Origin of the sequence: Xanthomonas sp. NCPPB 1128 (assembly GCF_001043115.1) — a bacterium.
GTDB lineage: Bacteria > Pseudomonadota > Gammaproteobacteria > Xanthomonadales > Xanthomonadaceae > Xanthomonas_A.
In genome coordinates this window covers 63,462-78,898 of record NZ_LFME01000024.1, presented here as the reverse complement: position 1 = coordinate 78,898, position 15,437 = coordinate 63,462, and the positions used below count along the sequence as shown (strand labels likewise).

Here is a 15,437-nt window from a genome sequence, read left to right as displayed (position 1 = left end):
GCGTTCATGGGTGTCCACTATACAGGCGAAGATACAGATGTCTATACAGTTGTGCATTCAGCAATGGCGGTATCATCCCTCATTGCCTGGCACGGTCTGCCCATGACGACGATCTCCCCTCCTCCGTCCACGGACCTCCCGAGCGTCCGCAAAGGCGCGATCTCGCGCGAGGACCTGCTGGCGGCGGCGCTGAAGCTGATCGGGCCGCACCGCAGCGTGTCCACGCTGAGCCTGCGCGAGGTCACCCGCGAGGCCGGCATCGCCCCCAACAGCTTCTACCGCCAGTTCCGCGACATGGACGAACTCGCGGTGGCGCTGATCGACCTGGCCGGCAGCTCGCTGCGCACCATCATCGGCCAGGCGCGGCAGCGCGCCGCCGGCAACCGCCGCAGCATCATCCTCAGTTCCGTGGAGACTTTCATGGAACAGTTGCGCGCCGACGACAAGCTGCTGCACGTCCTGTTACGCGAGGGCACGGTCGGCTCGGACGCGTTCAAGCACGCGGTCGATCGCGAGCTGAACTATTTCGAGGACGAACTGCGAGTGGACCTGATCCGCCTGGCCGCGCTGGAAGGCGCGCCGCTGCACGAACCGGCGCTGGTGTCCAAGGCGATCACCCGGTTGGTGTTCGCGATGGGCGCCACCGCGATGGATCTGCCGCCGGAGAAGGATCCGGAGCTGATCCGGCAGATCACCGCGATGCTGCGCATGATCATCGTCGGCGCGCGTACGCTCGCCGCCAGCTGAATTCGCGGCGCGGAGGCGTCACTACCGCACAGTTGCCGGCACGGGCGCTTGCCCGCATCGTGACATGCCGCCGACATGGCCTTGGCCCCGGCTTTACCTGCGTCTGCCCACCCTCGTTGGACACTCTCCCAACGAGGCATGCCCATGGCCGTTCCCAACTATCCGTCGCCGCCGTTCAAGGCGCAGCAGCAATCCTTTCCCGGCAAGACCCAGGCCATGGATCCGAAACCGGATCATGGCGAAGACAGCTATGTCGGCCACGGCCTGCTGCAGGGCAAGCGCACCCTGATCACCGGCGGCGACAGCGGCATCGGCGCGGCGGTGGCGATCGCCTATGCCCGCGAGGGCGCCGATGTCGCCATCGCCTACCTGCCCGACGAGCAGGACGATGCCGAGCGCATCGCCACGCTGGTCGAGGACGCCGGCGTGCGCGTGCTGCTGCATCCCTGCGACATCAGCGATCGCGCACAGGCCGAGAGCTTGATCAAGACGGTGGCCGAGGCCTTCGGCGGCCTCGACGTGCTGGTCAACAACGCGGCCTACCAGCGCTATTTCCACAGCTTCGACGAGATCACCCTCGACGAGTGGGAGAAGACCTTCGCCACCAACGTGCACGCGCCGTTCCACCTGGTGCGGCTGGCGCTGCCGCACATGCCCGAGGGCGGCTCGATCATCAACACCGCTTCGGTGAACTCGAAGAAGCCCACGCCCAACATCCTGCCCTACTCGGCCACCAAGGGCGCGCTGGCCAACCTGACCATCGGCTTGGCCGGCCTGCTCGCCGAGAAGAAGATCCGGGTCAATGCGGTACTGCCAGGGCCGATCTGGACCCCGTTCATCCCCACCGGCATGGACGAGGAATCGGTGCGCACCTTCGGCGAGCAGACCCCGTTCGGCCGCCCCGGCCAGCCGGCGGAGCTGGCCTCGGCGTATGTGCTGCTGGCCGCGGATACCTCGAGCTACACCTCGGGCACGCTGCTGACGATTTCCGGCGGAGCGGTGACGCTGTAGCGCGGGGATTCGGGAGTGGGGAATCGGGATTCGGAAAAGCATCACCGCTGGCGACACTGTAGGAGCGGCTTCAGCCGCGATGGTTCTCCCGGAACTGTCCCTCGAAGTTCCGGTTTCCCACGCGCTCTAACGCGCAACGCAACGCATGATGCAGTGCCTGCCGCCGTCCCGGCGGCGGGCCATTCGCAGACCCAACGCGCTCTCACGTAGGAGCGGCTTCAGCCGCGACAGGCGTTCCCGGGAATGCCTGTCGCGGCTGAAACCGCTCCTACGGAAAACCTTCTGCAAGAGCGGCATCGCCGGCGTTGCCGCATGTGCATGTTTCCTCACGCCGCATCTCGCAAAGCATTCACCCTGCCCTGCAACGCCTGTAACGGCGGCGGGTCTAGCGTGAGTCCCACAGGGGAAAAACACACGGACGCGCGATGCGATGCACGTTGCGTCGCGCACAACATCTTGGAGCGATATCCATGACCCGAAGCAACACCGAACGCTTGTTGAAGTGGCTGCAGGACGCCTACGCGATGGAGCAGGAGGCCAACACCATGCTCACCGCCACCGCCGGCCGCCTGGAACACTACCCGCAGCTGAAGGCGCGCATCGAGCAGCACGTCAACGAAACCCGCGATCAGTCCGAGCAGGTCAAGCGCTGCATCGAAATCCTCGACGGCTCGATCCCCACGATCAAGGGCACGGTCGCCAGCGTCATGGCCTCGGTGCATGCCGCCGGCAATTCGATGATGAGCGACGAAGTGGCCAAGAGCCTGGGCGTGAGCTATGCGTTCGAGCATATGGAGATCGCCAGCTACCGTTCGCTGGTCATCGCCGCCAAGGAAGCCGGGCAGACCGAGATCGCCGACATCTGCGCCGCCATCCTCGACCAGGAAATCGCCATGGCCGAATGGCTGATCGAACACCAGGAGGCCACGATCCTGGCATTCCTGAAGCGCGAGCGCACCGAAGGCGAAACCGCCAAGCACTGAGCGCCGTCGCACACGACACGACACGCGCGCATTCCCCCGCAACACCACCATCCATCACCGACCGGAGACTCCCATGGCCGTCAAGACCATCGACGAATTGTTCATCCACGAACTGTCGGACATCTACAGCGCCGAGAAGCAGCTCACCAAGGCATTGCCGCGCCTGGCGCGCGCCTCCACCAACCCGGCGCTGCGCGCCGCATTCGAAGCGCACCTGGAGGAAACCCAGGGCCAGATCGAACGCATCGATCAGATCGTCGAAAAGGGCAACCTGCGCCTGAAGCGGATCAAGTGCGCCGCCATGGAGGGCCTGGTGGAGGAAGGCAAGGAAGTGATCGAGTCGATCGAAGCCGGTCCGGTGCGCGATGCCGCGTTGATCGGCGGCGCGCAGAAGGTCGAGCATTACGAGATCGCCTCCTACGGCACCCTCGCCGCCATGGCCAAGCAACTGGGCATGGACGATGCGTTGAGCCTGCTGCTGGAAACGCTCAACGAAGAGAAGTCCACCGACGAGAAGCTGACCCTGCTTGCCGAACAGGGTGGCAACGAAGAAGCCGCGCGCAAGCGCAAGGCGGCCTGACCGCCCCGGCCGCGACCTGCCAACGCGGGTCGCGGCGTCCCAGACGCCTGTCCCCCACGCGCGGCCGCCGGTCGCGCCATTGCGTCGTCACGACGTTCGGGCGGCACTCCAGGAGATTCCCAATGTTCATGCACAACAAGCGACTGATGTACACGGTCCGCGTGGCCCGACCCGACCCGGCGCTGGCCTCGCTGATGCTGGAGCAATTCGGCGGCCCGCAAGGCGAGCTCGCCGCGGCCATGCGCTACTTCACCCAGGCCATCGGCGAAGTCGACCCCGGCCGCAAGGATCTGCTGTACGACATCGCCACCGAGGAACTCAGCCACCTGGAGATCATCGGCTCGATCATCGCCATGCTCAACCAGGGGCCGAAGGCGGTGCTGTCCGAAGGTATGGCCGAGGCCGAGGACATGCGCAACCTCACCCTCAACAACAACACCAGCCAGACTCAGCAGATCCTCTACGGCGGCGGCCCGGCCCTGGTCAATTCCAGCGGCGTGCCGTGGAGCGCGGCATATGTGGACAGCATCGGCGAACCGACCGCCGACCTGCGCTCCAACATTGCCGCCGAGGCGCGCGCCAAGATCGTCTACGAGCGCCTGATCAATGTCACCGACGATCCCGGCATCGTCGATGCGCTGACCTTCCTGATGACCCGCGAAGTGGCCCACCAGAAGTCGTTCGAGAAGGCGCTGTACTCGATCGAGCCGAACTTCCCGCCGGGCAAGCTGCCGGGCGATCCGGCCTTCACCGACCGCTACTACGACATGTCGCAGGGCGACGGCGACATGCACGGCCCCTGGAACAGCGGCAGCCAGTGGGAAGCGATCGCCGACCGCAACCGCCAGGTGGCGGTGGACGGTGGCAGCGGCGTCCCCAGTGTCGGGCTGAGCGAGCTGGAACAGAGCGCGGTGCAGGCACTGGCAGCGCGTACGCTGTCGCAACCGGACAGCGACCCGACCACCGGTGCCGACCTCGGTGCAGGCCCCGGCGCCGGGTCGACCAAGGGCAGCGTGGCGCGCTAGCGTTCCACTGCCGGTTCGATGGCACCGACGCCGCGATGCACGAACATCGCGGCGTTCGCATATCCGCCAGTCGCCGTGGTGGGCAGTCCCGCGATCAATCGCCGGTCTGACGATGCGGCGCGCGCACCGGCTTGGATTGCGGGGAATCCTTCTGCCGCAGCCAGATGGTCAACACCACCAACGCGAACACGGCGAGGAACTCGCTCTGCCAGTTCTGCATCGATTCGAACCAGAACTGCGCACCGCTGACATGCTCCCAGAAGGACGGCGGCGGCTGGTGCTGCATCGCCTGCTCGGCCACCTCGTGGCGCCAGCTGCCCAGCGCGTGCAGGACGAAGCTGAGCAGGAACAGCGCACCGAAGGCCAGTGCCAGCGAACGCTCGTACAGCGCCAGCCAGATGCCACCGGCACGCACTGGCCAGGGCACCGGACCGGGCGCGACGGCGTCGTCCTCCTGCCCCGGCGATAGCGGCCGCGACTCGGCCGATCCCCACTGGCGCAGCTTCACCGTCAGCACCACGTACATGCCCATCTGCAGGAACTCGCTCTCCCAGTTCTCGAACAGCGCGCCGATGAAATGGCCGGTATGCAGGTACTGCCACATGGGCAGCGTCGCCAGCCCCTGCTGGCGCAGCTCCTCGTTGTAGGCCTGGTGGCCGCTGAGCGCCTGGCCGGCCATGAACAGCAGGCTCAGCGCAAGCAAGACGATCGACAGGCTGTTGCGTTTCCAGAACATGGAATCGGCTCTCCTCCACGCGCCGCGATGCCGACGCGCCCTCGCTGCGACCATAGGCAGCGATGGGCAAAGAATGGATGAAGACGGTATCGCACACGCCTCTGCTGCCGGGCGATGCCGTCACTTGTAGGAGCGGCTTCAGCCGCGACGGGCGTTCCCGATCATGTGGTCGCGGCTGAAGCCGCTCCTACAAAAACGCATCCGCATCCGCCTGCGTCGGCATCTGCGGCATCGGTCTATTCGACACCGTTCATTGCTTCGGAGCGATCGCTTTCCAAGCGGTGGCCAGCCTCAGCGAAATGCGGGATGTCCTCGCGCCTTCACCAGCACACGTGAATGCAATAGGAGCGACTTCAGGGGCACATGCAACAACGGATACCCATCGTAGGAGCGGCTTCAGCCGCGACGGGCGTTCCCGATCAGGGGGTCGCGGCTGAAGCCGCTCCTACAAAAACGCATCCGCATCCGCCTGCGTCGGCATCTGCGGCATCGGTCTATTCGACACCGTTCATTGCTTCGGAGCGGTCGCTTTCCAAGCGGTTGCCCGCCTCAGCGAAATGCGGGATGTCCTCGCGCCTTCACCAGCACACGTGAATGCAATAGGAGCGACTTCAGGGGCACATGCAACAACGGATACCCATCGTAGGAGCGGCTTCAGCCGCGACGGGCGTTCCCGATCAGGGGTCGCGGCTGAAGCCGCTCCTACAAAAGCGCATCCGTCTGCGTCGGCATCTGCGGCATCGGTCTATTCGACACCGTTCATTGCTTCGGAGCGGTCGCTTTCCAAGCGGTTGTCCGCCTCAGCGAAATGCGGGATGTCCTCGCGCCTTCACCAGCACACGTGGATGCAATAGGGAGCGACTTCAGGAGCACATGCAACAACGGATACCCATCGTAGGAGCGGCTTCAGCCGCGACGGGCGTTACCGGGAATGCCGTCGCGGCTGAAGCCGCTCCTACGAGCGTCACGGTATGTCGCGCTGAGCGCGGAAAAGCAGCTTGTTCGAGGTGCCTTTCAGTCGCCGCGAAGTCCTGCGCGGGAAGCCGTCGCGGCTGAAGCCGCTCCTACAAAAAGCGAGCGACCACGGCGTGGCGGCAAAGGCCGCCACGCCGCATTGGCTCAGAACTCTTCCCACTCCGCGCTGTCCGCCGGCACGCCCTGAATCGCGCGCGGCTTGGCCGCAGGTGGCCGCACGGAGGCCGCAGGCTTGGGCTTGGCGGCAGCGACGGCACGCACCGCCGGTCTGGCCGGTTGCGGCCTTGCCGCGGGGGCAGGTGCCGCGCTGATGGCGGCACCGCCGGCGAGGCGGAACACCGCCACCGCACGCGCCAGTTCCGCCGCCTGGTCTTCCATGCTCTTGGCCGCCGCGCTGGCTTCTTCCACCAGCGCCGCGTTCTGCTGAGTGCTTTCGTCCAGCTGCATCACCGTCTTGCTGACCTGGTCGATGCCCGCGCTCTGCTCGGCGCTGGCCGCGGAGATCTCGGCCATGATGTCGGTGACCCGCTTCACCGAGGTGACCACCTCGGCCATGGTGGTGCCGGCGCGGTTGACCAGGGTCGAGCCCTGCTCCACTTCCTGCACGGAGTCGGAGATCAGGGTCTTGATCTCCTTGGCCGCGGCGGCCGAGCGCTGCGCCAGCGAGCGCACTTCCGAAGCCACCACCGCGAAGCCGCGGCCCTGTTCGCCGGCGCGTGCGGCTTCCACCGCCGCGTTCAACGCCAGAATGTTGGTCTGGAAGGCGATGCCGTCGATCACGCCGATGATGTCGGCGATGCGCGCCGACGCGGCACTGATCGAGGCCATGGTCGTCACCACTTCCTCGACCGCGCGGCCGCCGTTCTCGGCCACCTCGCCGGTGCTCAGCACCAGCTGGTTGGCCTGGCGCGCGCTGTCGGCGTTCTGCTTGACCGTGGAGGTCAGCTCCTCCATCGAGGCGGCGGTTTCTTCCAGGCTGGCCGCCTGCTGCTCGGTGCGCACCGACAGGTCGCTGTTGCCGCTGGCGATCTCGCTGGCGGCGGTGTTGATCGAGCCGACCGCGCGCTGGATGCCCTGCACAATGCCGGTCAATTGTTCGGCGGTGCGGTTGGCGGCATCGGCGAGCTTGCCGAACGCGCCTTCGTAGCGCACGTCAACACGCTGCGACAGATCGCCGTCGGCGATCGCGCCCATGATCCGGCCGACGTCGGCCAGGCCGCTGTCGGCCTGGCGCATCAGCCGGTTCAGCGCTTCCACCATTTCCTTGAACGCGAACTCGTAGCGCGCCTCGTCGCCGCGCGCGCTGAAGTCGCCGCGGGCGGCCGCATCGGCCAGGCGCGCGATGTCGCCGTTGACCGCTGACAGGTTGGTCTTGACCACGTCCAGCGCCTCGTGCAGCGCGGCGCGCTGCCCCGGCAGGCGGCGCATGTCGCGGCGCAGGTCGCCGCGGCCGTACTCGTCCATGATCGCCATGGCCTCGACGATGGCGTCCAGGTGTTCGAACAGCGCCGTGTTCATGCCATGCGCCAGCGTGCCGTAGTCGCCCGGGAAGTCTTCCGGCATGCGGTGGCTGATGTCCTCGCCCTGCTGCAGCCGCACCAGGGTCTGCATCTCGCCGTTGAAGCGCTGCAACTGGGTCTGCATCTGCTGCATGCTGGCCATCAGCTGCCCGGTTTCGTCGCGCGACTCCACCTTGATCGGATTGTCGAAACGGCCGGAGGCGATCGCCTCGGCGGTGCGCGTCGCGCCGCGCAGCGGCGTGACGATGGCACCGGCGATCAGCCAGCACAGGCCCACCACCAGCACCACCAAGCCGCCGCCGATCACGGCGAGGATCTTGGTGAAGCCCATCGCCTCGGCCTGGATGTCTTCGGCATACACGCCCATCGCCAGGACCCAGTTCCATTGCGGGTACAGCGCGGCGTAGCTGATCTTCGGCAGCTGCACCGACTTGCCGGGCTTAGGCGCGGTGTAATAGCTGAACCCGTCGCCGCTGCGCACAGCGGTCTGGATATCGCGATAGACGTATTCCCCGGCATCGCTCTTGTAGCCGCTCATGTCGGTGCCGACCGCGCGCTTGGGGTGCATGACGATGCGCATCTGCGGATCGACGATGAAGAAATAGTCCACGCCACCGTTGGTCTTCATGTCGGCGAGGGCGCCCTTGGCGGCCGCCTGCGCCTGCGCTTCGGTCATCTCGCCGCGCTTGGCCAGATCGGCGTAGTGCTGCATCACGCTCAGGCCCATGTCGACCTGAGTCTTGACGCTCTGCTTGCGCGCATCGATCAGGTCGAGATACTGCAGGCGCGCTGCGGCGACGGCGAGCAGGATCACGCCGAGCGCGATCAGCGTGCACAGCACGACGAACTTGCGTGCCATCGGCAGATTGGCGATACGGCGGCGCAGGAACTGGATGGGAGTCATGGTGTCAGGAAAAACCCTAAAAACGGACTCTGGTATCGGCCCGCATGCAGTCGAACTTGAACGGCAGCGGGTTGAACAAGATGAACGGGCAACACCGTTCCGCGCTGAAGACGTTTTCAGTCAGGCCATTGCCGCATCCAGCGGCGTCGGGTCTGCGTGCGGTGCGGCGGTGTGGGGCTCCCACACCAGGCGATGGAAGTCGAAGCCGTGCTGCAGCCGCGGCTTGACCACGTTGAAGTACGGCGACACGTCGAAATCGCGCGGCAAGGTCAGGCTGGGATGGCGCGGATACAGGATCTCCGCGTCTTCCGCGGCTTCGCTGCCCACCGGCGGCGTCTGGTCGATCTCCGGCAGAATCGGGTAGCGGATCGCCCCGAAGGCCTGTGCCAGCAGCGTCGAGCAGATCGCCCGGGTCGGCTCGCCACTGCCCAACTCCAGGAAGCGACGCTTCACCGACGACGGCAGCGGCGGCGTGCGGATCAGATAGCGCGCCAGATCGAAGATGTTCTTCAGGTCGTAGCTGTTGCCGACCCGCGAGACCATGTACTCCACCACGGTCTCGATCTCCTGCGCACTCAACCCGACCGGGCGGCAGATGCGCGTGTGCAGGCCGGCGAACTCGCTCAGCCCGACCAGGCGCACGCCGACATTGATGTCGACATCGCAGAACAGCGGCGCGTCCTCGCCGGGAAGCGCGGCCACGTGGTCGCCGATGTACAGCGCCGCGTGCGACCAGGTGGACTGGCTCAGGTATTTGATGGCGGTGGAGAAGCGGCTGTTGCCCTCGACCAGCAGCACGTCGCCCTTGCGCAGCGTGGCGCGCAGCAGATGCGGCGGGCTGGTCGGCAGCTGCGAGCCGTGGCGGCGCGGCTTGGACAGAAACTTGGCCAGGTGGCGGCCCAGCAAACGTGGCAAGGACAGCATGCGCGTTCCCCCGGGGGACGGCCGCTTCGGCGAAACGGCTTCGCTAACAGGGATGGCGGCCTTGCACGGGATTTCTTGAATGGCGTGCCAGCGCCAGCGCACGGCTCACGCCGGCTCACGGTTGCCGCAGGATCGACAGCTCCACGAACTGCGCGCTGCTGGAGCGCAGGTAGACCGCGTAGCGACCGCGGCCCGGCACTTGCACCAGGAAGCGGTCGCCCGGCACGGGTTCCAGCTTGTCGACCACAGCCGCGCCCAGCGGTGCGATGCGCAGGCGCACCTTGGCATTGTCCTGCGCTGGCGTGAGATTGGCGATGGTCAGCGCGCCGTCGAAGAGCGTGCGGCTCTCGCCCGGCAACAGGCTCAGCATCATCGACATGGCCGCGGCCTTGGCATCGCAGGCGCCGGCCTGCGCTTCGGCCAACTGCCGCTGCAGCGGCTTGACCTCCACGTACTGCACGAAGCCGTAGGTCGCGCCGATCACCACCAGCACCGCCGATACCTCGGCGGCGGTGCGCTTGAACGAGAGTCCTTGCCACCATGTCTGCGCCGGCGGGGGCGGCGCCTGTCGGGTCGTTCGGGCCATCCGTCACGGTATCGGCGCCCTCGCTCCCATGTCTGCCAGCATTGCTTGCACTGCAAAGGCAGGACGCCTTCGTCTACGTGGCGATCCGGGATCCACGCCGCACTTCCCGAGCTGCGGCGCACGCAGGCGTCCCCCCGACCCGGCATGCCCGATGCGGCTACACTCCCGCTCCCCGCCCCACACGGACGCCTCGATGCGCGACCTCAGCCCTCTGCCCCCGATCGCCCTGGGCCGCTACCGCCACTTCAAAGGCGGCGAGTACGAGGTGCTGGGCGTGGTCCGCAGCAGCGAGACGCTGGAACCGCTGGTGCTGTACCGGCCGCTCTACGGCGAAGGCGCGATGTGGGTGCGGCCGTACCCGATGTTCGTCGAGCAGGTGGAGGTGGACGGCGTGCGCCGCCCGCGCTTTGCGCCGCTCGACGCGGACGCCTGACCGATGCGGGCGATGGCCGCGGCCGCGCCTGACCCGACGCGCTAGCGCTTTGCCGCGCTGTCCACGTCGCTCTTGGTCGCGGCGTGATCCTGTGCTGGACGGTTGCGGTTCTTCTTGGCGCGCGTCACCAGATACAGCATCGCGGCAATGAGCAGGACGAACAGTCCGGCGACCCAGGGCATCAGCGTGGTGTCCATTCGACATTCCAATTCGGTTGCACAGCGGTCACCACACCACACACGTAGTGAAGGCCTTGGCTAGCGCGTGAGCGACGTCGGCGCGACGCGTGCGTCGCGTGCGTACGACATCGAGATGCATCGGCCCTGACGCGTCTCGTCGGCAGCCCTGGCGACGGCCCTCGCGACACGCCCCGGCATCGCTCGGGTTTGTCACCCAACGCCCTCCACATGCCGTGGTTACTGCGCTGGCGGTGACGGCGATGCCTGGCAGAGGCGTTCGTGGCGAATGCCCCCGTGGTGGCACGCGATGGCGTACCTGCTGGCGAGCCACCAGACCTGCCGGGCGTGGTCCGGATCCAATCGAGGCACATTGACATACGCCCTGTACGCAAATAACGTACGCCGCGTATGTGAATGAGATCCCCCCGATGCACCAGCGCCGCAGCCGCCGCGAGATGATCGAGACCACCCGCGCCAGCCTGCTGGCCGTGGCACGGCAGGCATTCGCCACACACGGCTTCGCGCACACCGCGATGGACGTGTTGACCGCCGAGGCCGGCCTCACCCGCGGCGCGCTGTACCACCACTTCGGCAGCAAGGACGGCCTGCTGATCGCGGTCATCGAGCAGATCGAGGCCGAGGTCGGCCTGCGCCTGCAGGCGGTGTCCGACGCCGCGCCCACGCCGTGGGAGGGCTTCCGCCGCCGCTGCCGTACCTATCTGGAACTGGCGCTGGAGCCGGAGATCCGCCGGATCATCCTGCAGGACGCGCGCGCCGTGTTCGGCGATGTGCCGCCGGCCGCGCAGTCGGTGGGCATCGCCGCGCTACAGGCAGCGCTGGAAGCCTTGATCGCTGCCGGCACGGTGGCGCCGCTGCATGCCGGGGTGATGGCACGCATGCTCTACGGCGCGATCACCGAGGCGGCGTTCTGGATCGCCGAGCCCGACGCCGACCTGCATGCGGGGCTGGCCGACGCGCTGGACGCCCTTGACCGGCTGCTCGACAGCCTGCGCACGCGCTGACCCCGCAGCACGCCCCGCTTCGCCACTCGCCCAGGATCACGCACATGCATTGGCGCAATACCGCACAGCGCTTCGGCGCCCTCGCCAAGCTGTTCCACTGGACCACCGCCGCCGCCTTCATCGGCGCCTATGCGGTGGTGTACTACGTCATCTGGTTCATGGACGACACCTCGGACGCGTCGCTGCCGGTGCTCAACCTGCACTGGGTGCTGGGCCTGCTGGTCGGGTTCCTGGTGCTGCCGCGGCTGCTGTGGCGCTGGCTGGACGTGCAGCCGGACGATCCGCCCGGCTCGGCGCTCGAACACCGGCTCGCGCACCTGGCGCACGTGGGCCTGTACGCGCTGTTGATCGTGATGCCGCTGACCGGCTACATCGGCACCGGCGCGCCGACCGACCTGGGCCTGTTCCGCATCCCCGGCTTCAACGAGACCGCGCTGTTCGCCTGGATCAGCCGCACCTGGCAACTGAGCTGGGAGGCCTTCGAAGCGCCGATCGACGTGGTGCACCACTTCATCGGCAAGTGGATCGCCTGGGTGGTCGTGCTGTTGCACGTGGCCGCCGCGCTTTTCCATCACTGGGTACGGCGCGACGCGGTGCTGACCCGCATGCTGCCGGGGCGCGTGGCCCGTGTGCGCGGCGACGTGCCGCCGCCTGAGGCAGAGCGCGCCTAGCGCAGCTCGGGCACCTGCGCCGCGCGGGCCACGGCCTCCCCCGACGCCAGCGGCCAGCGCACCTCGAACCGCGTGCCACCGCCGGCAGGCAGGCACAGCGCATCGCCGCCGTGCGCCACCGCGATGGCCTTGACCACCGCCAGGCCCAGGCCGCTGCCACCGCTCTTGCGCGAGCGCGAGGGATCGCCGCGGCGAAAGGCGTCGAACACGCGCGCGGCGATCTCCGGCGCAATGCCAGGGCCGCTGTCTTCCACGAACAGCACGCATTGGCCCGCGTCCGCCTGCACGCCGACCCGCAGCGGGCCCGGCTCGGCGTAGTGCTGCGCATTCTCCAGCAAGGCCATCAGCGCCTGGCGGATGCGCACCGCATCGCACAGCACCGGTGTGCGCAGCGCCAGCGTGGATTCCAACACCAACCCGCGCGCGTCCAGGCTGGCCCCGAACGCATGCAGCACCGCCTCCACTTCCTGGGCCAGATCGGCCGGCGCCGGCTGCAGTTCCAGGTGCCCGCTGTCGGTGAGGCTGAGCACGCGCAGGTCCTCGATCAGCCGGTTCAGGCCTTCGATCTGCCGCAGCAGGCTCTCGAACGCCGCCACATCCGGCGCGAACACGCCCTCGGCCAGGCCCTGCAGGCGCCCGCGCAGGATCGTCACCGGCGTGCGCAATTCATGAGCGACGGCGGCATTCCAGAACGCGCGCTCGCGGGTCATCGCCTGCAGGCGATCGGCCATGGCGTTGAAGTCGCGCACCAGTTGCGCGGTCTCGCCCAGCGCATGCGCGTCCATGCTGGCGCGCGCGTGCAGATTGCCCTGGGCGACCTCACGCAGGCTGTGCGCCACCGAGTTCAACGGGGTCAGGATGCGCCGCGACAGCCGTACCGCCACCGCCACCGCGATCGCCACGGCCAGTGCCGCGGTGGCGCCGATCCACATCATCTCCACCCGCGACGGCACCCAGGTGTCGGAGATGCTGTTGGGCTGGTAGGCCGCCGCCAGCGCATAGAACACGTAGGAACCGACCACCGACAGCAGGATGATCCACAGCGCCAGCGCGCCCAGCGACAGGATGACCTGGCGGCGCAGCCCGGGGGCGCGGCTCATGCGCCGGTTCCGAAGCGATAGCCGACGCCCCGCACGCTGGCCGGCGTACCCTGCACGCCCAGCGCTTCCAGCTTCTTGCGCAGCTTGCTGATGTGGCTGTCGATGGTGCGCTCCTGGGTGTCGCCTTCCGGCAGGCACGCGTCGAGCAGCTCGGCGCGGCTGAACACCCGCTTGGGCACGCGCATCAGCCGCACCAGCAGCTTGAACTCGGTGAGCGTGAGATCCAGCGCGTGCCGCTGCTCGCCCACGCGCACACTGGCCTCGTGCTGGTCCAGGTCGACGTGGCAGGCGCCTACGCGCAGGCTGCGCGCCTCCTCGGCGCCGTTGCCGCGGATGCGCCGCAGTACCGCCTGCACCCGCGCCACCACCTCGGCCGGGTTGAACGGCTTGACCACGTAGTCGTCGGCGCCCAGGCGCAGGCCCATCAGCTTGTCGATGTCCTGGTCCAGCGCGGTGAGCATGATCACCGGGGTCTCGCCACGGTGGCGCAGTTCGGCCAACACCTTCCAGCCGTCCACCGCGGGCAGTTGCACGTCCAGCAGGATCAGGTCCGGGTCCAGCGCCAGGTGCAGTTCCAGCGCGGCGCGGCCGTCGGCGGCGTGGGCGCTGCGCAGTCCGCTGCGCGCCAGGTAGGCCACGAGGATCTCGGCGATCTCGCTCTCGTCTTCGGCGATCAGGACCAGCGGCGCGGACGCGGGCGCGGCGGCGCCCGGAAAGGAAGCGGACATGGCGTGGCGGCGAAAAGCGCGTCGGCCCGGACGGGCGGATCTCCATCATATCTCCACACAGCATCGAACGCCGCGCAACCCGCGGCCGCGACCATGCGCGGCTTTGGCGTCCGCCGCATCCGCGGCGGCAGCGACGAGGCAAGAGGCATGGGCATGCGGCAACGGGTACGGAGTCTGGGAATCGGCGGGGCGCTGGCGTTGGCCCTGGCTGGCTGCGGCGGCGGCGCGCAGCCGCAGGCGGTGGCCGCGCCGGTACAGGTCACCGCGGTGACCCTGCGCCCAGCGCCGATGACGGTGAGCGTGGACCTGCCCGGGCGCGTGGCCGCGGTGCGCAGCGCGCAGATCCGCCCGCAGGTCGGCGGCATCGTGCAACGCCGCTTCTTCGAACAGGGCGCCGACGTGCGGCGCGGCGATGCGCTGTTCCAGATCAACCCGGCACCGTTCAAGGCCGACATGGACACCGCCGCGGCCGCCGTGCATCGCGCCCAGGCCGCGCAGGTGCTGGCCGACGTGCAGCATGCCCGGCTGCAGCGGCTGGTCGAGTCTGGCATGGTCAGCCGGCAGATGTACGACGACGCCGCTTCGCAGCGCACCCAGGCCGCCGCGGCGGTCGCCGAGGCCAAGGCGACGCTGTCGCGGCGGCGCCTGGACCTGACCTTCGCCACCGTCGATGCGCCGATCGACGGCCGCATCGACCAGGCGCTGCTCACCGAAGGCGCGCTGGTCTCTCCCAGCGACAGTGCGCCGATGGCGGTGATCCAGCAGATCGACCAGGTCTACGTCGACGTGCGCCAGTCCGCCAGCGACCTGGACCCGTTGGACCCGGCCGCGCGCGCGCAGGCCGCCGGCGACGACGGCCTGCCGGCGCAGATCCTCGACCGCAGCGGCACGCCCTCGGGGCTGAGCGGGCGCGTGCTGTTCTCCGGCATCAACGTCGATGCCGGCACCGGCGACGTGCTGCTGCGCATCCTCGTCGACAACCCGCAGCGGCGCCTACTGCCCGGCATGTACGTGCGGGCGCGGGTGCCGCGCGCCCACTACGCGCAGGCGCTGCGCGTGCCGCAGCAGGCGGTCACCCATGTCGGCAAGCACGCGCAGGTGTGGGTGCTGGACGCCAATGCGCAGGCACGCAGCGCGACGGTGCAGCTGGGCGAACTGGTGCAGGGGCACTACCGTGTCGTCGCTGGCCTGCAGGCCGGGCAGCAAGTGGTGGTCGAAGGCATCGACCGGCTCAGCGCCGGTACTCGGGTCAAGGCACGCGCGTGGCAGCCGCCGGCGGTCGCCACCGCGGCCGCGGACTGAACCGGGGACGC

General features: G+C 68.2%; 15 protein-coding genes and 1 pseudogene. 9 read left to right on the top strand and 7 right to left on the bottom strand.

Translation table 11 applies throughout. The features are described 5' to 3' along the window. Nucleotides 1-102: 102 nt before the first annotated feature. The 5 genes from fabR (at nt 103) to ACP93_RS14850 (ending at nt 4,346) form a co-directional block, all read left to right on the top strand. Nucleotides 103-747: an HTH-type transcriptional repressor FabR gene (gene fabR / locus ACP93_RS14870; RefSeq protein WP_048491452.1), complete on the top strand. Its 645-nt coding sequence runs from the start codon at nt 103-105 to the stop codon at nt 745-747. 144 nt (nt 748-891) lie between these two features. Beyond that, complete coding sequence (locus tag ACP93_RS14865) at nt 892-1,758, top strand: SDR family oxidoreductase (protein ID WP_048491451.1); 867 nt, start codon at nt 892-894, stop codon at nt 1,756-1,758. Between the two features lie 470 nt (nt 1,759-2,228). Then, entirely contained in the window at nt 2,229-2,741 is a 513-nt protein-coding gene (locus tag ACP93_RS14860) for a ferritin-like domain-containing protein (protein WP_017910118.1), read from the top strand. A gap of 73 nt (nt 2,742-2,814) precedes the next feature. Further along, complete coding sequence (locus ACP93_RS14855; RefSeq protein ID WP_048491450.1) at nt 2,815-3,321, top strand: YciE/YciF ferroxidase family protein; 507 nt, start codon at nt 2,815-2,817, stop codon at nt 3,319-3,321. A gap of 122 nt (nt 3,322-3,443) precedes the next feature. Further along, nucleotides 3,444-4,346, top strand: coding sequence for a manganese catalase family protein (locus ACP93_RS14850; protein ID WP_048491449.1), 903 nt, complete (start codon nt 3,444-3,446; stop codon nt 4,344-4,346). A 94-nt stretch (nt 4,347-4,440) separates the two neighbouring features. Here ACP93_RS14850 and ACP93_RS14845 read toward each other — a convergent pair whose 3' ends face one another. The 4 genes and pseudogenes from ACP93_RS14845 to ACP93_RS14830 all read right to left on the bottom strand — a co-directional run bounded on the left by ACP93_RS14845 (nt 4,441) and on the right by ACP93_RS14830 (nt 9,991). Further along, nucleotides 4,441-5,082: a DUF6766 family protein gene (locus ACP93_RS14845; RefSeq protein ID WP_048491448.1), complete on the bottom strand. Its 642-nt coding sequence runs from the start codon at nt 5,080-5,082 to the stop codon at nt 4,441-4,443. Between the two features lie 1,302 nt (nt 5,083-6,384). After that, a pseudogene (locus ACP93_RS14840) lies at nt 6,385-8,463 on the bottom strand (methyl-accepting chemotaxis protein); the annotation flags it as partial. Nucleotides 8,464-8,601: 138 nt separating this feature from the next. Continuing rightward, nucleotides 8,602-9,405 (bottom strand): YiiX/YebB-like N1pC/P60 family cysteine hydrolase, encoded by an 804-nt coding sequence (locus ACP93_RS14835; RefSeq protein WP_048491446.1) that lies wholly within the window; start codon nt 9,403-9,405, stop codon nt 8,602-8,604. Between the two features lie 115 nt (nt 9,406-9,520). Further along, entirely contained in the window at nt 9,521-9,991 is a 471-nt protein-coding gene (locus ACP93_RS14830; protein WP_048491445.1) for a hypothetical protein, read from the bottom strand. Nucleotides 9,992-10,184: 193 nt separating this feature from the next. Between ACP93_RS14830 and ACP93_RS14825 the strand changes: the two genes are divergently transcribed. Then, on the top strand, nt 10,185-10,424 hold the full coding sequence (locus ACP93_RS14825; protein WP_048491444.1) for a DUF1653 domain-containing protein: 240 nt from the start codon (nt 10,185-10,187) through the stop codon (nt 10,422-10,424). Between the two features lie 41 nt (nt 10,425-10,465). Here the strand turns inward: ACP93_RS14825 and ACP93_RS22150 are convergent, their stop codons facing one another. Beyond that, nucleotides 10,466-10,621, bottom strand: coding sequence for a hypothetical protein (locus ACP93_RS22150; RefSeq protein WP_017910105.1), 156 nt, complete (start codon nt 10,619-10,621; stop codon nt 10,466-10,468). 410 nt (nt 10,622-11,031) lie between these two features. Here ACP93_RS22150 and ACP93_RS14820 point away from each other — a divergent pair, with 410 nt between their 5' ends. Further along, nucleotides 11,032-11,625 carry a TetR/AcrR family transcriptional regulator gene (locus tag ACP93_RS14820; protein ID WP_048491443.1) on the top strand — a complete coding sequence of 198 codons (594 nt, stop codon included), beginning with the start codon at nt 11,032-11,034 and terminating at the stop codon, nt 11,623-11,625. 44 nt (nt 11,626-11,669) lie between these two features. Then, complete coding sequence (locus ACP93_RS14815) at nt 11,670-12,296, top strand: cytochrome b (RefSeq protein ID WP_048491442.1); 627 nt, start codon at nt 11,670-11,672, stop codon at nt 12,294-12,296. Here ACP93_RS14815 and ACP93_RS14810 read toward each other — a convergent pair. Then, entirely contained in the window at nt 12,293-13,396 is a 1,104-nt protein-coding gene (locus tag ACP93_RS14810; RefSeq protein ID WP_048491441.1) for an ATP-binding protein, read from the bottom strand. The genes ACP93_RS14815 and ACP93_RS14810 overlap by 4 nt on opposite strands. Further along, complete coding sequence (locus tag ACP93_RS14805; protein WP_048491440.1) at nt 13,393-14,124, bottom strand: response regulator; 732 nt, start codon at nt 14,122-14,124, stop codon at nt 13,393-13,395. Before ACP93_RS14805 ends, ACP93_RS14810 begins: the two co-directional genes overlap by 4 nt. A 153-nt stretch (nt 14,125-14,277) precedes the next feature. Between ACP93_RS14805 and ACP93_RS14800 the strand changes: the two genes are divergently transcribed. Next, nucleotides 14,278-15,426, top strand: coding sequence for an efflux RND transporter periplasmic adaptor subunit (locus ACP93_RS14800; protein ID WP_204243699.1), 1,149 nt, complete (start codon nt 14,278-14,280; stop codon nt 15,424-15,426). The last annotated feature ends 11 nt before the right edge of the window (nt 15,427-15,437 follow it).